A 16,131-nucleotide genomic window follows, 5' to 3' on the forward strand; every position below is an offset into this window, starting at 1 on the left:
TTCTATCAGTTCCGCGGGTTGCAGCCCGAGCCCGGCGAACCGGGGCTGCACTCGGCGTCAGGGTCGCAGGCGCCCGACCTGGGGGCGTTCTGGATGGCGGCGTTGGCGCGGGTCATCGCCTCGCTGTTGAGGAGGGTGGCGAGGTCCATGCTGCGCACGCTGCCCACCGTCAGCCAGTCGGCGAACACCCACGGGGTGACGGCGCCGTCCGGCCTGATGGCGGCCTTGCCGTCACCGCACTTGCCGCACAGGTTCGCCTCGGACGGGGCCTGCCCGGCGGCGGCGCGCCCGAAGGGGCGGCCGGAGTCGATCGTGATGCCGGTGACGCCGATCTCCTCCAGCTCGCGCCGGGCCTCCTGGACACGCTGCGCCTCGAAGAGGCGGACGATGCCGACCCGGAGCCGCACGCCCAGGTCGATGGCCTTGACGATGTTGGCGCGGGTCCGGACGTGGCTGGGCCGGCCGGTGATGGCGTTGCGCTCGTCGGGGTCGTCGGAGTAGTACGACGTGGCGAGCCGGACGGAGCCGTGCCGGAGCAGGTTCCACCAGGCGTCGCCGAGGGGGTGAGCGAGGTTGCTGAAGACCTCGGCGCGCAGGCCGGCGGCGAGGGCGTAGGCGACCAGCTCGGCGGCGTGGGGGTGCAAGGTGGGCTCTCCGCCGATGAACTGCACCTCGGGGACACCCAGGTCCGAGATCTGGTCGATGACGCGCAGCCAGTCGTTGCGGGCCATCTCGCCGTGCGAGCCGTGCGCGCCGGAGTCGTTGTAGCAGTGCCCGCAGTTGAGCTGGCACTTGCGGGTCAGGTCGAGCCACACCAGCCGGGGCACCTGGCGGGCGGAGGCGGGGGATTCAAGGGCGATGGTCATGGGCTCCTCCTGGGAACCTCCCTGCGCGGCTGATCCGCGCACTGGGAACCTCCAGACGAGGGGAGTCGTCACCTTCGCCGGAGGGACTGGCCCTCCGAGCAGGTCGCCGGCATCTCAGACCACACGGGAACGTGGCTGCCGGCCCCATCTCTGCTCGGAGGAGTCTCTACTCGCAGACGTGGCCCGCTGTTATTTCCTTTGCTGCGGGCCCCTGCCCGGCCACGAAAGTGTCGTGAAAGGCTCGCCGGCCGGGTGGCGGCGCACTTCGACCAGGGGGCGCCAGGCTCTTGTGGTCCCGCTGGTTCCCTTTCAGCCCTCGGGCCTCAACGGGTCCCTTGCCGGGCCACATGGGAACTTCAGTGGCTGGCCTCTCTACCACCCGGAGGAGTCTTCGCCGTGACTCGGTGATCGCGTCCTTGATGGCGGTTCCGCAGAGCTGCCAGAAGATGACGCCGGCAAGGAACCACACGGCGCCAGGGAGCACGATCAAGGTCAGAAGCTCGCGCGTGCCAGGGATCATGCGACCCACCGGCCTGCGGATTTGAACGTTTCGGCTTGGGGTGTGGATGCCTCCTGGCGTGCCGTCGTCGGCATCTGCGCGGCCCGCAAGTCCGGCAGCGGGCTGCGCGGCATACCTCTGGCACGCCAGGAGGCGGCCTGCACGGTCGCCATCCAGGCTTCGATCCGCTCCGGGCTCTGGGAGGCGATCATGGTTTCCAGGCCCTCCGGAAGGAGGGCGGATCCGACGTACATGGCGACGAACTGGTGGCTGCTCGCTCCAAAGCTCACCGCCCACTCCGGCCACCGCGCGTCAAGGCGCGCAGCGACCTCGGCCGGCGTCATCGTTCACCGTCGCTGATGAAGCGGGCCCGGATCGTCTTGCCACCCGAACTGGACCCCTGGGTCCACCAGGCGACGGCCAGAGCGTCGACGATGTTCAGCCCTCGTCCGCTCTCAGCGGTCTCCTCCGGCGTTCGCTGCTGCGGCTTACCGGGAGCGTCGTCCCAGACAGCGATCTCGATCATCTCGGCCGTGTGCCGCTCGATGAGGAGGTGAATCCCGGCGGCCCCATTGACCAGCGCGTTCGTTACGAATTCGGACGCGCACAATGCGACGTCTTCCGAAAGAGAGTCGAGGCCCCATTCGCCCAACGTCTCGGCGACCTTGCGGCGGGCCGCTTCAGGTGCGTGGGCGTCGACCGTGAGCTTGAAGCCGCGCAAGCACTGCGGATCATTGACCGAGGGGGAAGCGGAGAGCGTCACGATTGGCCCCAGGATTCAGCGAGTGGCAGTTCCCTATTTGAAGGCGAACCTTGTGTCACCCGACACTGACGCGGAGGCAGGGACAGCGGCTAGGGCCTTGCACGACCTTGCACGAAATCCCTCGCCGCCTCGATCTCGCGTTGTGCGGCGTCCCCATACACGGCGTGGCGCCGCAGCCTGTCGAAGGCCTTCCCGAAGTAGGTCAAATCGGCGGGCTGTGATGACTGGAGAGCGCCGGACCAGAACTCTTGCCATACCTTGCGGTCGTCGAACAGGTAGAAACCCTCGCCCGGGAACAGTTCCCGAGTCGTGCCAAGAGGGATGATGCCGACCGCCACGTGTGGTCTGCGTGGGCCCGCTGCGACCAAGCTGTGGAGAAAGTCGAACTGCTCGGCCATGACGCCGGCTCCGCCGATCACGTTGTACAGCGCGGTCGCCTCAAAGACGAACGAGAAAGCAGGGCCGCCGCCTTCGGTGACGAGGGGCTGCATGGTCAGCCGGTTGCGGGCTGCGGTGTCCACGTTATGGACCGGCAGACCGTGCAAGCGAGCCCAGATCAGCCGCTGGGTGCGGGCGTACTCGAACGTCTGGAGGATGCCGGGGACGTGAAGCGACTCGTAGATGCGCGCCAGCTTCACGCCGTCGAACTCAGAGCGCCGCTGCGCCTGGATCGCCGCCTGCCCGAGCTTGAGCCGCCGCCGGTACTCCAGCCACATCGAATCGACTTCGCGGCTCGCGGCGATCAGTTCGGGGAGTTGCCCCTCGGCGCCGCAGGCGAGCGCCCACTTGCGGATATCGGCCTCTGACAGGCGCGTCTTGCCGCTCTCACTGCGGGAGACCTTCGATACCGAAAAGCCGGTCTGGGCGGCCAGGGCCGTCGCGGACAGGCCGGCGTCCAGACGTAGATCTCGAAGCCGGACGCCGAGGGCCTGCTTGGCCGCCTCGGATGGTTGCTGATCTGACACTAAGAGCTCAAGCGGGGATCGTCCGGGCGCGGTACTCGTGGTGTGCGACCGCAAGATGCCACGCTCGCTCGAAGGCGTCCTGGCAGAACTTCACTACGTCGGGTTCAGTGGAGTACTGCGCTTCCACCAGCACGCTCGCGTCCGCGTTCAGAACGTTGAAGACCACTGCGCTGCCATCGAGGATCAGGCAGTCGTTGCCGGGCATGGCCTCTGCGGACACCAGCCGGCGAGGCAGCCACCGCAGCCCCTCACCGGCGTCCACAGTGATCCCGCTGTGGGTGACGGCCATGCGCTGGTAGTCCGACAGGGGCTCGGAGACGACTCTTACCCGCTTGAAGGATCGGCCGGCCTCTACGTACGCGGTCGTGAAGTACTCCAACCAGCGGCGGTAGTGGGTGGTCACGGCGTCCAGGTTGCCGGACCGCCAGTTGTCGAACAGCGCAGCATCGGTGCCGTAGTAGTCCCGTAGTTCGATCTTGAGCACGTCACGGGCATCATCGATCAGATTCGACCATCGCTCTGTCGAGATCGACTCCATAGCGCTCCTTCACGTACTTCCGGACGAAATGGTCGACGGTCCGGGTGGACAGCTCGCAGAACGTCTCGTCGTTGCCGAGCGCGACAAGCTGTGCCGCGACCTTCGCGCCGCGCTGCTTCCCCTGGACGACCCAGGAGTCCCGATCTGTGGCGTAGAAGGTCTCGCAGGCTGGAACAATCGGTGCGCTGACCTGGGACAAGGCATCGGATCATGATGACAACCGAACTGGCCTGCACACTGGCGACAGACGTAGGAATGCACGCCCTCTGGCGGCCTGATGCCTTCACCCGGATCCACGACTACGACCTAGGAAGCAGAACTCGGCGAGGACCCCGGCATTGAACGGCACATCCTCGATGCCGACCTCGTCCCGATCAACATCGGATCCGACGGCGCATTCGCCTTCCTGATCCGAACCGCCCAAGTCTCCGGCCAGGCCCACCTCACCGCCCGGGAGGCCCGGCATCTCCTTGCCGGCTCCGAGCCCTACCTGCTCAACTCGGACGGCCATGCGCGCCTCAGCGGTTCCCCGGACGACAGCACCGCCGGCATCCCGTTGCCACCAGGTCCGCACCACGTGACGATCCACCTCATCGATTGGGCCGCTGAACCCGGTGCCGCCAATCCCGACGGCAGCCACACGGCCACGGCACTACCCGACTTCGTTGTCTTGATCGCCCCGGCCGGCCCCACTGGCGGCACCCGCGCCAACCTCATGACCTTCGACATGCCCGAGGCCGCCGAGGGCTGAACGAATACGACAGGGCACCGGTACTCACTTTGAATGTCGCTCGGAGATGAACAGGGCACTCGTGGCATAAGGGCACGGGCCTGGGGATTTGGGGCGCGGCGCGTACGCTGACGCGCATGTTCGACGAAGGATGGGAGCCTCGCCTCGGCTGGACCCACGGGCTGATTTCCGCAGTTCCGGCCGAACGGGAGACCGCCCTGCAACACCATGTGGCCACCCGGGCCGCCGTGTTCGCGGCAACGCAGCGGATGAACGGGCACTGGCACCGCACCGGTCCCGACTACAGCGATCCGGTGTTCCGTCAGTCCATCGCCGAACATCAGGCCGCGATGCGTTACGCCTTCCCCTACGGTCTCTGGCAGCAGTCCTCCGCAGAAGACGTGCCGCACCGGCCCGAACTGCCGTACGTCCTCAATTTCCTTGAGTGGGAGGCCCGGCACCCGGACGTGTGGACCGAGCACGCGAAGCATTGGGGAGCCAAGGAGAGCTGGCTGCGGACCCTCGCCGTCCCCGGGCACGGGGACATCGCCCGCGAACGGCTCACCGCCATGCTCGAACTCGTCGTAAGCCGGGCCTACCGCTGCAAGGACCGCCACTACGTCGGCATCGCGCGCGCCATCGACAGCCACGAACTCCGCAACCGGCTGACCGCGGTAGCCGAGCACCCCAGCCCGTGGGCCAGGCTGCACGCCACCTACGTGCTGGACATGCTGCAGCACCCCGACCGCCCCAACACCCGGGCCGTATGGGAAAGGTACGTGGCCGGAGTACCGCGGACCGTGTAGGTGGACCGCACCCGCACTGATTCATCGAGCCGGGCGGCCACTCGGCCGGGGTCCGCGGCCCGGCTCGCCATCGCGAAATCGGCGCGTTCGGCTCCTGTCATGCGATGGGCGCGGGGACGACGATGTCCGGGCGGCATCTGGCACTCACAGCCCCCACGGCCGGCGCGGACGGGGACCGTGGTGCCGGCAGAGCGCCCCGTGGTCTCTTATAGGTACTCGATAACCCTAAGAGAGTTAGGTTTGACGTGGAAGAACGCACTTCCACGTAACGGAGGAACTCAACGGTGGCCAAGTCCTACGCAGGCTCTCCCGACGCGGCGGACCTGTCCCGCGCTGATTCCCTGGCGCGGGAGGTCTTCTCCGACATCGCCAACAAATGGGCTCTATTGATCATCGAGACGATCGGTGAGGACACCCTGCGCTTCAGCGCCCTGCGGGACGGGGTCGAGGGCATCAGCCACAAGATGCTCACCCAGAACCTGCGCATGCTGGAACGCAACGGCCTGATCGTGCGCACTGTCCACCCTGTCGTGCCCCCGCGCGTCGAGTACACCCTCACCGAGGCGGGACGGGCCTTGCGCGTGACCATCGACGGCATGTGCACCTGGACCCGCCAGTATCTCGCCCACATCGAGTCGGCCCGCCGCCGCTTCGACTCCTGACCGGCGAGCACACCTGCGCCGTCCCGCGAATCCCTTGGTAACCATCAGGTTCCCGGGGCACTGAAAAGTGCGTTCTTCCACGTCAGGGCTCACTCTCCTACAGTTTCCAAGTAACCACGAGAGACTGAACGTGCGGAGCTTCGGGGGCGCCGGACCCGCACCTGGACAAGGAGACAGCCACCATGGCCATCACCCTGATCGACCCCGCCGGACTGCCGAAGGCCGACGCCTACCGCCAGGTGTCGATCGCCACCGGCACCAAGCTGGTCTCCGTCGCCGGGCAGGTCGCCGTGGACGCCGACGGCGCCACGGTCGGCGCCGGCGACCTGGCCGCCCAGATCGAACAGTCCTACCTCAACGTCGCCACCGCCCTGGCCGGTGCCGGCGCCTCCTTCGACGACGTGGTGAAGCTGACCGTCTACGTCGTCGACTGGACCCCCGACAAGATGTCCCTGTTCGTGAAGGGGGTCTCCCGGGCCGCCGGCAAGCTGGGAGGCACCCCGGTTCCGCCGGGCACGCTGATCGGCGTTGCGGCACTGGCCGCACCCGACTACCTGGTCGAAGTCGAAGCCACCGCCGTCCTCGACTGAGACCGGCGCTCCTGCGGGCCGGCTCCGGTCACCGCACGCCCCTGGACGGCCTCCGGCGGCGGGGGAGGACAGGCTTCCGAGGTCGCTTGGCGCCTGTCGTGGCGGCGGGCGGCGATGGCCTCGGCGATCCGCAGGACGTCGATTCCGCCGAACCCGTCGTACCCGACCGCCTTGCTCCTCCGCCGGTGTGCCTGTCACCAGGGCACCGTTCCGGCGTCGTCGAAGAATCCGCCGGTCGGCCCGTCGCCGGGCAGGGTCGCGAGGTGAATCGCGATCGCCGCGCCCTGTTGCGGTGTGCGGACGCCTTGGAAGCCGTTGAGGTCGGTAGCGGTGAAACCGGGGCAGCCGGAGTTGACCAGGATGCCGGTGCCGCTCAGTTCTTTGGCGTACTGGACGGTGACGGCGTTGAGGAAGGTCTTCGACGCCAAGTACGCCATGGGAAGCGGTCCCATGTCGGTGGTGGTCTGCAGGGCGAGCGAGCCCACGCTGCTGGACATGTTGACGATTCGTGGTGACGCCGAGCCGCGCAGCATGGGCAGCATCGCGTTGGTGACCCGGATGACGCCGATCACGTTGGTCTCCACGACGGCCCGTACGGTCGCGGGGTCGATCGTGGTGGGCGTCTGCGGCATACCGCCGACGATCGCGGCGTTGTTGACCAGGACGTCGAGCCCTCCGGCATGGTCGGCGATCAGTTCGGCTGCGGCGGCGGCACTCGCGTCGTCGTTCACGTCGAGCGGCACGCCGAACGCATCGGCCCCGGCCGCACGCAACTTCTCCACCGCGGTGTCGCGGCGCTGCCGGTCCCTCGCGCCCACACCGATCCGCCAGCCGAGGGCACCCAGGCCTGCCGCGATCTCGTATCCGATGCCTTTGTTCGCGCCGGTCACCAGCGCGACCATCTGTTCGCTCATGCCGCCGATCTTGCGGCGGGCCCGGCCGGGGCGTCCAAGACCGATGCGGTGGGCGGTGATACCGCACGGGTATCGGCCGTGGTCAGCGCCGGGATACGCTGACATGGTGGAGACGCGGGAGCTGCGGTACTTCGTTGCCGTCGCCGAGGAGTTGCACTTCGGGCGGGCGGCGCAACGGCTCGGGATGGCGCAGCCGCCGCTGTCGCGGGCGATCCAGCAGCTCGAACGGCGGCTCGGAGCCGTTTTGCTGCACCGCTCTGCTCGCGCGGTCGCTTTGACCGAGGCCGGCTCGGTACTGCTGCGGGAGGCCCGGCTCGTCCTCGAAGCGGTCGAGGCCGCCGAGCGCCGCACCCGCCGCGCCGCCGTCGACCGGCCCGCCGTGGTGCTGGCCACCAAGGCCGGGGCGTCCAGCGAACTGTTGTCGAAGCTGCTGGACGCCTACGCCGCCGAACCGGGTGCTGTCGCGGTCGAGGTGGTGCTGGGCGGGCCCGGCGAACCGGAAAGGCGGCTGCGCAACGGGAGCGCCGACGTCGCCCTGCTCCTCCGGCCTTACGACACGACGGCCGGATTCGAGACCGAGGACCTGTACACCGAACAGCAGGTCGTGGTCCTGCCCGCAGGGCACCCCCTCGCCGGCCGGCCCCACATGTCGATGTCCGAGGTCCACGCCCTGACGGAACTGCCCCTGCCGCGCTGGCCCCGGCCGGATGGGAGCTATCCGGAAGGCCCCGGCCCGCAGGTTCGCGACCATACCCAGCTGATCCAGTTGATCGCGCTCGGACGGGCCTGCGCGGTCATGCCCGAGTCGCTGCGCGCCCAGCTGCGCGACGACCACGCCATCGTGCCGGTGCCGGACGCACCGGCCGTCACGACCGTCATCGCCTGGCCACCGCACAGCAGATCCCAAGCCGTCGCCGACCTCGTCCGCACCGCGACACGCCTCTAGCCGGGCCTGGGCTCCCTGTCACGCCGGGAGTACGTGGAATCAAGATCCTTTAGTGTGCTTGTGGCGCTGGACGTGCGGCGGGCCGTCAGGCGAGACTTGCGCGGGTTCGGCGTGCGAGCGAGGAGGATCATGGAGCAGGGCGCGGTACCCCCGCAGGGCCGGCGGTCGACGGATGAGGTCCCGCCCGGGCCGGCGCTGGCGGAGCGGATGCGCATGGTCCCGGCGGGCGAGCGGTGCGCCGTCCTGGTCGAGCACTTCAGGGAGAGCGCCTCGTCCCCGTCGCTCGACTGGATCGCCGGGCTCGCCGCCTGCTCTGAGGAGTTCGGCCTCACCGTCCCTGAGATCCGGCGGGTGGCGTCCGATCTCGGCTGGGTGGCGCGGCTGGCGGAGCGGCGTTATCCCGGCGAGCTCGAGTGGGGGCTGGCGCGGGGCGTCGCCGGGTCTCGCCGGCATCGGCTCGTCCTGACCTATGTCCACGGGCAGCGCCTGCGCTACGACTTCCGGTTCCGGGAGCTGCTGGAGCGGTCGAACGCCTGGCTCGCCGAGTTCCATGACGATGCGCTGGTGCTGGGCTTCGCGGCGTTCGGCGCGCTCGGCAGCCGGGCGCTGAACGGCCTCGACCTGTACAACAGGGCCGTCGCGGCTCCCGACGCCGACGACAAGAGCCGTCAGCTGTGCCTGAACGCGATCTGGTTCGCCGACCACGTGCCCGGTTCGCCGGAGCTGCTCATCGACCTGTCCGAGGAGCTGATGGCGCGGGGCGAGATCAACGAGAACGTGCACTACCGGCGGGCCTCGGCGTTCCGCCGGCTCGGCCGGTTCGACGAGGCGCTGACCGAGATCGACCTCGCGATCGACCGGTTCGGCGTCGGCAACATCCTCGTGCACGAGCAGTACGCGCAGGAGCGCCGGACGATCCTCAACGCCCGGGACGTGCGGCGGCAGGCGGAGGAGATCACCGGCGAGCTGGGCGAGCGCATCTCCGCGCGGGTGGACGAGCGCGTCGGCGAGGCGGCCGAGGCCCTGCAGGCCCGTATCGACGAGGCGGCCGCGCAGATGGCGCAGAAGATGGCCGTCGCCCAGCAGATGGTCTCCGACGGGCTGCTCAAGATGGTCGAGGTCCTCGGGCTGTTCGTCACGCTCCTCGGCTTCCTCATCGGGTCGGGGACCGTGGTCGTCAAGGCCAAGACCTTCGACGAGCGCGCGACCGCCATGGGCCTGGTCACCGCCGGCGCGCTGGTCTTCTTCCTGCTGCTGCGGCTGACGATCGGCCTGCGGCGCAAGCACCGCGCCGCGGGGTGAGGCACCCGGCCGGCCCGGCACGCCGGGGATATGCTGACGTGGTCCGCACGGGCGATAACGCAGGGTAGGTCGTTTTGACGGAAGACGCGTCCAGCAGGATCTTCTCCCCGGAGATCATCAGCCCGAAGCGGGTCATCGGGCACCGGACCTTTGACTTCTCGCGTCAGGTGGCGGTGATGGCCATCATCAACCGCACGCCGGACTCCTTTCACGACCGCGGCCGCACCTTCGCGCTGGACAAGGCCGTCGAGGCCGTGGAGAAGGCGATCGCGGACGAGGCCGACTGGCTGGACATCGGCGGTGTGCCGTTCGCGCCCGGTCCGGCGGTCTCCGAGGAGGAGGAGATCGACCGCGTCCTCCCGGTGGTGCGGGCGGCCCGGGAGCGCACCGATGCGGTGATCTCGGTCGAGACCTACAACCCCGCGGTGGCGCGTGCGGTCCTGGCGGGCGGCGCCGATGTGATCAACAACGTCACCGGCCTGCACGACCCGGGGCTGGCCGACGCGGTCGCCGAGGCCGGCGCGGGGCTCATCATCACCCACAGCCTGGCCGCGCCCCGCACGCCGCACCCCCGGCCGGTGTACGAGGACGTCGCCGGGGAGGTGGCCGCGTTCCTGCGCGAGCGCGCCGAGCTGGCGCTCTCCCGGGGCGTCCCGGCCGAGCGGATCATCCTGGATCCCGGCCACGACCTCAACAAGAACACCTTCCATTCGCTGGAGCTGACCCGGCGCCTGTCGGAGATCGCGGAGATCGGCTATCCGCTGCTCGCCGCCGTCTCCAACAAGGACTTCATCGGCGAGTCGATCGACCGGGAGCAGCAGGAGCGCGTCGAGGGCACGATCGCGACGGTGGCCGTCTGCATTCTTCAGGGCGCCCGTATCGTCCGGGTGCACGACGTGCGGGAAGTGGTGCCGGCGGTCCGGATGGTGGAGGCCATCCTCGGCTGGCGCCCCCCGGCCTGGACCCGGCACAACATCGTCTGATCCGCCGCGTGCGGGGTAGTGCTGTGGCATGACCGACTCGGAACAGCCGGACGACCTCACCATCGAAGCCGTGGGCGGGGTGAGCGAGGCACTGGAGACCATCGAGCGTGCGCGCGGGCATCTGTACGCGTTCCACCAGCTCACCGGGAAGGCCGACTTCGCCCTCGGGGACGCCGTGGAGCTGCTGGCCAGGGCGGGGCACGAGGAACTCGCCAAGGAGCTGGACGCCGAGCTCGTCGGCCGCAACGTCCTGCACGGCCGCTGGACCTTCCAGGTCATCGAGGAGTACGAGGACACCTATTACGAGCCGTTCCGCCGGCTTGAGCACAAGGTGCGGGAGGCGCTGGTGGGCGGGCGCCGCCACCTGCACGAGGCGCGCCTGAAGGAGCAGCGCCGCACGCCCGGGCGGCCCGGCCATGCGGCCACGCCGGACGAGTGAGCACGCTCAGCCCGCCGCGCCCTCGTCCTTGAGGTAGCGCAGGAACAGGTAGTCCCCGTCGGGGATCGCGTGCTGGAACCGCATCCGCTGCAGGTCGATGACGGGGCCGTCCAGGATGCGGGCGGCGTCGCCCGCGGTGATCACCGGGCTGAGCGTGAGGCACAGCTCGTGCAGCCAGCCGGCGGCGGCGACCTCGGCGAGCAGCGTCGGGCCGCCCTCGCAGAGCAGGCGCTGGTGGCCGCGCGCGGTGAGCTCGGACAGCGCGCGGCCGATGTCCGCCGACGCCGAACCGCAGATCAGCACGTCGGCCCGGTCCTCGGCCAGCCGCAGCCGGTCCGGCGGGGCGGCCTCGCAGGTGATGACGATCGGCCGCCGGTGCGCCTTGTCGAAGATCGGCCCGTCGAAGTCCAGGTCGAGGCTGCGCGACACGATGGCGAGCGGCGGCGCGTCCGCCGGGAACGCGTCGTACTCGCGGACCGTGGTCGCGCCCATGACGACCACGTCGGCGAGCATCCGCAGCCGCTGCATAAGCTCCCAGTCGGCGGGGTAGCCGATCGCGCTGGTGTTGCCCTTGTACTGGATGCCGCCGTCCAACGTCATGATCATGTTGGCGCGGAGCCACGGCGTGCGGTCGGGGTAGGCGTAGGCCTCGATCATCGCGTCCATGTCCATCCGTGCACTGTAGGGGACCGGCAGAAGGAGAGACATGCCGCTGATCTCGATCATCACCGCCGTGCGCGAGCCGGTGCCCGGCTATCTCGGGCAGGCCGCCGCGAGCGTCGCCGCGCAGCGCCTGCCGCCGGGCTGGGAGCTGGAATGGCTCGTGCAGGAGGACGGCGACGCGCCCTCGGCGCGTGAGCTGTGCCCGGGCGCCCGGTACGAGGCGAACGGCGCGCAGCTCGGGACCGGCACGACCCGCAACTTCGCCCTGAGCCGGGCCCGCGGCGAGCTGGTCGCCGTCCTGGACTACGACGACGTCCTGCTGCCGGACGGCCTGGCCGCCCTCATCCCGGCCTTCGACGAGCACCCCGGCATCGGCTGGGCCATCGGCCAGGCGGACGACCTGATCGACGGCGAGCGGGCGCCCTACCCGCTGATGTACCCCTGCGGCCTGGTCCCCGCCGGGACGATCGGCGCCCTGTACGAGGAGACGGGCCTCTGCCAGGCGGCGTGCGCCGGCCTGGTCGCCCCCACCGGCCTGGTACGCGCGTTCGGCGGCTGGGGGGCGCTGCCCCGCGCCCAGGACGTCCTGCTGTTCATCGCCCTCAGCGAGGTCTTCGACGGCTACCAGGAGCCCGCGGTGACCTGGCTCTACCGCAAGCACCCCGGCCAGAGCACGCACCCGGACAAGACCGACACCTGGCAGCGGCACCAGGACGCCCTGATCCGCCAGCGCCTGGACGCCGTCCGGGCGGGCTTCCTGACCTCGGCGAACGGCGACCGCCGCCGCCCGCTGGCTGCGGACGGCGGCGGTCGGTAGAGCCGGTCGCCTAGTGGCGGGCGGTCAGGCGGAGCTTGACCTTCTTGGGCGCCTTCGGCAGGGCGTGCTTCTTCTTGGCCGCGGGGGCCAGCAGCCTCTGCAGCGCCGGGGACAGCGTCGTGCCCGGCTTGGCCTGCATCGACTTGACGTTGGACGGGTTGGTGCCGCCGGCCAGCGACAGCACCCCGTCCAGGGTCAGCGAGTTCTTCGCCGAGCCCGACGGCAGGCCCATCAGCTGGTCGACGACGCCGTTGAGGATGCCGCCCGGGCCGCAGCCCTTGGCGGCCGGCACGGCGACCGGGGCCTTGATCGACACCGCGGCGGTGGTCCAGCCGAGCACCTGGTCGTTGGCGAACGCGCCCGACACCGGGTCCGGTTCGAGCGCGGCGTTCACCGGGCCGATGACGCAGCTGGGACCGAGCAGGGTGTTGTTCAGCTTCAGGTTCAGCGACAGCCGCGCGCCGAGGCCGCCGCTGCTGTTGAAGTAGGCGGTCGGCGGAGCCGCGAGCGACTGCGTCACGGTGAGCCGGTTGACCGCCCACATCGCCGCGGGCGACTTGCCGAGGATCGGGCCGACCAGCGGCAGCCGGCCGACGAGGCCGCCGGGGACCTCCAGCTCCTTGGCCTCCAGCTGGGCGCCGACGACCGGCTTCACCAGCGGGATGTTCTCGATGTCGGTCAGGTCGTTGATCCCGCCGGTGACCCGGATCGCGCCGCGCGGCAGCTTCTGCACGAAGTCGCCGATCCGCATCTCGCCGCCGGTCACGATCTGCGTCTGGCAGATCATGCCGACCGTGCAGCGGGCCGAGTAGGCCGGGGCCGCCTGCGGGAAGGTGCCCGTGGTCAGCGGCGGGGTCGCGGCGTGGTACGGGCCGCTCGGCGGGGAGGCGGGGTCGAAGGACCCGATCCGGCCGCGGCCGGGCGCCGAGTACCAGATCTTGCCGCCGGGGCCGAACGCCAGCGCGCGCGGCGCGGACAGCGTCGCCGGCAGCGGGTACTCGGTGATGGTGCCGGAGGCGTCGATCACGCCGATGTTGCTGGCGGCGGACTCGGCGAACCAGATCCGCCCGTCCGGGCCGGCCAGCAGCCCGGTCGGCCTGGAGTCGGCGACCGACGGCGTGTAATCGGTCATCGCGCCGGTGGCCGGGTCGATCGAGGTGATCCGGTTGATGCCGGGCTTGGTGAACCAGATCCTGCCGTCGGCGCCGGTGACGATGTCGGCCGAGATCGGGGAGCCCGCCACCGCGTCCGGCGCCGGGAACCTCCTGACCTCGCCGGTGGCCGGGTCGAGCCGGCCGGCGCCGCCGGTCTGCTCGGCGTACCAGACCGCGCCGTCCTTGCCGAGCGTCACCGCGCTGGGGGAGCCGCCCGCCGCGTACAGGGTGACGTTGCCGGAGGCGTCGATCTTCCCGAGCACACCGGAGTCCAGGCCGGAGAACCACATCGTGCCGTTCGCGCCGGGCGCGATCGAGTTGACCATGCTGAAGGGGAAGCTCAGCGGGCCGGAGGTCGGCAGCTCGAACAGCGTGGAGGCGCCGGTGGCCGGGTCCACGCGCCCGAGGCGGGGGGCGGTCGTGGAGGTGTCGGTGTACCAGATGGAGCCGTCGGTCCCGTTGGCCATCGCGGCGGGGACGCCCTTGAGGTTCCGCGAGTTGCGGGGGACCTGGTACTCCTTCACCTTCCCCGAGGCGGTGATCTGGCCGATGCCTCCCGAGGTCTCGGTGAACCAGACGCTCCCGCCGGGCCCGCCGGCCAGGCCGGTCGGCGCGACGTCGGCGATCGGGAGGGAGTACTCGGTCGCGGTCCCGGCGTGTGCGGCGCCGGCCGTGACGGCCAGGAACGAGGTGGTGCCCAGGACCGCGGTCAGTGCCACGGCCCCCGCGCGCGTCCTTCGACGCATGCTTCGCCTCCTTGGTCGGACCCCGGTCGAACACGCGGAAGGAAAGCGGGCGGGGGCGGGGTCCGGGCGTAAAACGAATTTGTGAGGGTCATAAAAACTCGTCAGTAACCACTGATACAACAAGATCGTTTATCTGTGGCCGGATCCGGCCACCCTGCCAACCACCCCGCTGAGCTGCACGTCTGCGCGCGAGTGATCGAGGACACAGCGAAACGGCCCCGCGTCCGGTGGGACACGGGGCCGTGCGGCACGGTGAGGGGCGGTTCCTGCGGCTCAGCTCTTGCGGGTCAGCTTGTCCACGGTGCCGCCCGCCCAGGTGACCGTGAGCGCGGAACCGCGGACGACGGCCTTGCCCGAGGTCCGCGCGGTGGAGTTGTCGGCGCACGTCAGCGTGATCGCGTTGTGCGCGTCGACCGTGCCGGTGCAGAAGTTCGGCGTGCTGAGCGCCGCCGCGCCGCGGTAGAAGGACAGCTTGACCGTGCCGGACGTCCACATGCCGTCCAGCTTGGACGGCGCGGCGCGGCCGGGCGTGACGCCGTTCGTCGTGACGGGCGCGGTCGGGACGCCCGCACTCGCGGCCGGGGCGGGGGCGCCGCTCTTGCCGCCGCTGCCACCGCCGTCGTCGTTCCCGCCGCCGCAGCCGGTGGCCAGGACCAGGATCAGTGCCGTCGCGGCGATCGGTCGGAGCATGGGCGGCCTCCTCGGCAGGGGGATGGGGAGCGCACAGACTAGCGGCGCCGTTGCGGCGGCGCTCCGGGAGGGACGCGCCTCTCCCGGGCGTCAGGCCGTCCAGACGCGCAGGGCTCCGAGGGGCCGGCAGCCGGCCTGCTCGGCGGCTGCGAGGTCGGTGCCGCTCTCGTAGCCGACGATCGGCCGGCCCGGCGCGAGGCGGCCGGCCGCGTGAAGGGCGCCGGCCCACAGGCTCTCGGCCGGCAGTCCGGTGCCGAAGAGGTTGGAGATCCCGACGACGCCGTCGGCGCTGTAGGCGATGACGCCCGCGACGAGCCGGCCGTCCCTGTGACCGGCCAGGACGGCGCACCGGGCGTCGGCGAGCAGTTCGGGCCGGAACAGCGGGCCGCGGCCGCGGCCGCCCGGGGCCCACGCGCTCTCCCAGCGGTCCAGCCCGCCGGCGTCGGTCACGCGATCCCACCGCAGATCAGAGGACAGGGGAGGGAGCGCCGGGGTGGTGTGGGCGATCCACTCGGCTTCGAAGAGGACGCTCAGGCCGTACGGACCCAGGTCGAGCCGGGCGAAGCTGTCCTTGACGGCCGCCGGCCGGTGTCCCGCTGCCACCTCCGATGCCGAAACGTCCGGGGTCAGGGTGATGGCCTGGGGATACAGCTCCAGATCATGATGCGGGTTCCACCACAGCCGGGCGGTGAGAACGCCCGGGAAGCCGTGTGAACGGCAGACCGCCGCGCACCATGAGGCATTGTTCCGAATGGCCGCGCCGAGCAGATCGTGGTGGTTCACATCATGATCAAAGCGCATCGGCCGCCGGGCCGTCAGCGTGGCGCCCGCCCTGGCCGGCGGCCGGTGATCGGTTCGCTGCGCCAGGGGAATGCGACTGTTTTCGTCGGTTCGCACTCGGCCGCGATGCCCATCCGGTAAGGATGGCCGTCCGGGTGACGGCCGCCTGCACGCGCGGCGGCCCGCTGGACCCTCGGCAGCTGGTCCAGCGGGCCTCTCCACCCCGGAGCCTGTGGGTGTGAGCCACAGATGTGCGATCTTTACGGAAGAGGTCAATC

Annotated in this window: 21 protein-coding genes; 9 read left to right on the forward strand and 12 right to left on the reverse strand. The window is 70.3% G+C overall.

Annotated features, from left to right (window positions below):
- Positions 1-5: 5 nt before the first annotated feature.
- The 7 genes from ACRB68_RS20980 to ACRB68_RS40240 form a co-directional block, all read right to left on the reverse strand.
- The gene (locus tag ACRB68_RS20980; RefSeq protein WP_153534563.1) at positions 6-866 is read right to left on the reverse strand and encodes a radical SAM protein; all 861 of its coding nucleotides are present in this window, start codon (positions 864-866) and stop codon (positions 6-8) included.
- Positions 867-1,382: 516 nt separating this feature from the next.
- Positions 1,383-1,709 carry a hypothetical protein gene (locus ACRB68_RS20985; protein ID WP_153534565.1) on the reverse strand — a complete coding sequence of 109 codons (327 nt, stop codon included), beginning with the start codon at positions 1,707-1,709 and terminating at the stop codon, positions 1,383-1,385.
- A complete protein-coding gene (locus ACRB68_RS20990; RefSeq protein ID WP_194293383.1) occupies positions 1,706-2,128 on the reverse strand; it encodes an ATP-binding protein in 423 nt (140 codons plus the stop codon). The genes ACRB68_RS20985 and ACRB68_RS20990 overlap by 4 nt, the downstream gene beginning before the upstream one ends.
- 89 nt (positions 2,129-2,217) lie before the next feature.
- Entirely contained in the window at positions 2,218-3,093 is an 876-nt protein-coding gene (locus ACRB68_RS20995) for a helix-turn-helix domain-containing protein (protein ID WP_194293384.1), read from the reverse strand.
- Between the two features lie 7 nt (positions 3,094-3,100).
- A complete protein-coding gene (locus ACRB68_RS21000) occupies positions 3,101-3,631 on the reverse strand; it encodes a DUF6879 family protein (protein ID WP_153534571.1) in 531 nt (176 codons plus the stop codon).
- Positions 3,588-3,830 (reverse strand): hypothetical protein, encoded by a 243-nt coding sequence (locus ACRB68_RS21005; protein WP_153534573.1) that lies wholly within the window; start codon positions 3,828-3,830, stop codon positions 3,588-3,590. Before ACRB68_RS21005 ends, ACRB68_RS21000 begins: the two co-directional genes overlap by 44 nt.
- Positions 3,831-3,914: 84 nt before the next feature.
- Positions 3,915-4,208: a hypothetical protein gene (locus ACRB68_RS40240; RefSeq protein WP_194293385.1), complete on the reverse strand. Its 294-nt coding sequence runs from the start codon at positions 4,206-4,208 to the stop codon at positions 3,915-3,917.
- Between ACRB68_RS40240 and ACRB68_RS21010 the strand changes: the two genes are divergently transcribed.
- The 4 genes from ACRB68_RS21010 (at position 4,209) to ACRB68_RS21025 (ending at position 6,419) form a co-directional block, all read left to right on the forward strand.
- The gene (locus ACRB68_RS21010) at positions 4,209-4,382 is read left to right on the forward strand and encodes a hypothetical protein (protein ID WP_153534575.1); all 174 of its coding nucleotides are present in this window, start codon (positions 4,209-4,211) and stop codon (positions 4,380-4,382) included.
- 116 nt (positions 4,383-4,498) lie between these two features.
- Positions 4,499-5,167, forward strand: coding sequence for a hypothetical protein (locus ACRB68_RS21015; RefSeq protein ID WP_153534577.1), 669 nt, complete (start codon positions 4,499-4,501; stop codon positions 5,165-5,167).
- A 284-nt stretch (positions 5,168-5,451) separates the two neighbouring features.
- Positions 5,452-5,829 (forward strand): winged helix-turn-helix transcriptional regulator, encoded by a 378-nt coding sequence (locus ACRB68_RS21020; RefSeq protein ID WP_328594508.1) that lies wholly within the window; start codon positions 5,452-5,454, stop codon positions 5,827-5,829.
- A gap of 182 nt (positions 5,830-6,011) precedes the next feature.
- Positions 6,012-6,419 (forward strand): RidA family protein, encoded by a 408-nt coding sequence (locus ACRB68_RS21025; protein WP_153534579.1) that lies wholly within the window; start codon positions 6,012-6,014, stop codon positions 6,417-6,419.
- A 194-nt stretch (positions 6,420-6,613) separates the two neighbouring features.
- Here the strand turns inward: ACRB68_RS21025 and ACRB68_RS21030 are convergent, their stop codons facing one another.
- Positions 6,614-7,333: an SDR family NAD(P)-dependent oxidoreductase gene (locus ACRB68_RS21030; protein ID WP_153534581.1), complete on the reverse strand. Its 720-nt coding sequence runs from the start codon at positions 7,331-7,333 to the stop codon at positions 6,614-6,616.
- Between the two features lie 103 nt (positions 7,334-7,436).
- Between ACRB68_RS21030 and ACRB68_RS21035 the strand changes: the two genes are divergently transcribed.
- The 4 genes from ACRB68_RS21035 to ACRB68_RS21050 all read left to right on the forward strand — a co-directional run bounded on the left by ACRB68_RS21035 (position 7,437) and on the right by ACRB68_RS21050 (position 11,003).
- Entirely contained in the window at positions 7,437-8,279 is an 843-nt protein-coding gene (locus ACRB68_RS21035) for a LysR family transcriptional regulator (protein WP_153534583.1), read from the forward strand.
- Between the two features lie 129 nt (positions 8,280-8,408).
- Complete coding sequence (locus tag ACRB68_RS21040) at positions 8,409-9,581, forward strand: hypothetical protein (protein WP_153534585.1); 1,173 nt, start codon at positions 8,409-8,411, stop codon at positions 9,579-9,581.
- Positions 9,582-9,757: 176 nt separating this feature from the next.
- Complete coding sequence (folP, locus tag ACRB68_RS21045; protein WP_153534587.1) at positions 9,758-10,564, forward strand: dihydropteroate synthase; 807 nt, start codon at positions 9,758-9,760, stop codon at positions 10,562-10,564.
- 28 nt (positions 10,565-10,592) lie between these two features.
- Complete coding sequence (locus tag ACRB68_RS21050) at positions 10,593-11,003, forward strand: hypothetical protein (protein ID WP_153534589.1); 411 nt, start codon at positions 10,593-10,595, stop codon at positions 11,001-11,003.
- A gap of 6 nt (positions 11,004-11,009) precedes the next feature.
- Here the strand turns inward: ACRB68_RS21050 and ACRB68_RS21055 are convergent, their stop codons facing one another.
- Complete coding sequence (locus tag ACRB68_RS21055; protein WP_194293386.1) at positions 11,010-11,675, reverse strand: dihydrofolate reductase family protein; 666 nt, start codon at positions 11,673-11,675, stop codon at positions 11,010-11,012.
- Between the two features lie 34 nt (positions 11,676-11,709).
- Here ACRB68_RS21055 and ACRB68_RS21060 point away from each other — a divergent pair, with 34 nt between their 5' ends.
- Positions 11,710-12,483, forward strand: coding sequence for a glycosyltransferase (locus tag ACRB68_RS21060; protein ID WP_153534593.1), 774 nt, complete (start codon positions 11,710-11,712; stop codon positions 12,481-12,483).
- A gap of 10 nt (positions 12,484-12,493) precedes the next feature.
- On the opposite strand, the gene ACRB68_RS21065 is transcribed toward ACRB68_RS21060, so the two are convergent.
- The 3 genes from ACRB68_RS21065 to ACRB68_RS21075 form a co-directional block, all read right to left on the reverse strand.
- Complete coding sequence (locus ACRB68_RS21065) at positions 12,494-14,383, reverse strand: Vgb family protein (protein ID WP_153534595.1); 1,890 nt, start codon at positions 14,381-14,383, stop codon at positions 12,494-12,496.
- 273 nt (positions 14,384-14,656) lie between these two features.
- Positions 14,657-15,073, reverse strand: coding sequence for a hypothetical protein (locus tag ACRB68_RS21070; protein WP_153534597.1), 417 nt, complete (start codon positions 15,071-15,073; stop codon positions 14,657-14,659).
- Positions 15,074-15,163: 90 nt separating this feature from the next.
- Positions 15,164-15,970, reverse strand: coding sequence for a hypothetical protein (locus ACRB68_RS21075; protein WP_207709753.1), 807 nt, complete (start codon positions 15,968-15,970; stop codon positions 15,164-15,166).
- Positions 15,971-16,131: the final 161 nt, after the last annotated feature.

Origin of the sequence: Actinomadura macrotermitis, assembly GCF_009604375.1 — a bacterium.
In the GTDB taxonomy this organism is placed as follows: Bacteria; Actinomycetota; Actinomycetes; order Streptosporangiales; family Streptosporangiaceae; genus Spirillospora; species Spirillospora macrotermitis.

What these genes read in the sequence shown, in the direction of transcription:
- ACRB68_RS21060 (WP_153534593.1), top strand. Translation starts at nt 11,710, where the DNA reads ATGCCGCTGATCTCGATCATCACCGCCGTGCGCGAGCCGGTGCCCGGC.
- ACRB68_RS21070 (WP_153534597.1), bottom strand. Translation starts at nt 15,073, where the DNA reads ATGCTCCGACCGATCGCCGCGACGGCACTGATCCTGGTCCTGGCCACC.
- ACRB68_RS21000 (WP_153534571.1), bottom strand. Translation starts at nt 3,631, where the DNA reads ATGGAGTCGATCTCGACAGAGCGATGGTCGAATCTGATCGATGATGCC.
- ACRB68_RS21040 (WP_153534585.1), top strand. Translation starts at nt 8,409, where the DNA reads ATGGAGCAGGGCGCGGTACCCCCGCAGGGCCGGCGGTCGACGGATGAG.
- ACRB68_RS20985 (WP_153534565.1), bottom strand. Translation starts at nt 1,709, where the DNA reads ATGACGCCGGCCGAGGTCGCTGCGCGCCTTGACGCGCGGTGGCCGGAG.
- ACRB68_RS21055 (WP_194293386.1), bottom strand. Translation starts at nt 11,675, where the DNA reads ATGGACATGGACGCGATGATCGAGGCCTACGCCTACCCCGACCGCACG.
- ACRB68_RS20980 (WP_153534563.1), bottom strand. Translation starts at nt 866, where the DNA reads ATGACCATCGCCCTTGAATCCCCCGCCTCCGCCCGCCAGGTGCCCCGG.
- ACRB68_RS21015 (WP_153534577.1), top strand. Translation starts at nt 4,499, where the DNA reads ATGTTCGACGAAGGATGGGAGCCTCGCCTCGGCTGGACCCACGGGCTG.
- ACRB68_RS21050 (WP_153534589.1), top strand. Translation starts at nt 10,593, where the DNA reads ATGACCGACTCGGAACAGCCGGACGACCTCACCATCGAAGCCGTGGGC.
- ACRB68_RS21065 (WP_153534595.1), bottom strand. Translation starts at nt 14,383, where the DNA reads ATGCGTCGAAGGACGCGCGCGGGGGCCGTGGCACTGACCGCGGTCCTG.
- ACRB68_RS21025 (WP_153534579.1), top strand. Translation starts at nt 6,012, where the DNA reads ATGGCCATCACCCTGATCGACCCCGCCGGACTGCCGAAGGCCGACGCC.
- ACRB68_RS21030 (WP_153534581.1), bottom strand. Translation starts at nt 7,333, where the DNA reads ATGAGCGAACAGATGGTCGCGCTGGTGACCGGCGCGAACAAAGGCATC.
- ACRB68_RS21035 (WP_153534583.1), top strand. Translation starts at nt 7,437, where the DNA reads ATGGTGGAGACGCGGGAGCTGCGGTACTTCGTTGCCGTCGCCGAGGAG.
- folP (WP_153534587.1), top strand. Translation starts at nt 9,758, where the DNA reads ATGGCCATCATCAACCGCACGCCGGACTCCTTTCACGACCGCGGCCGC.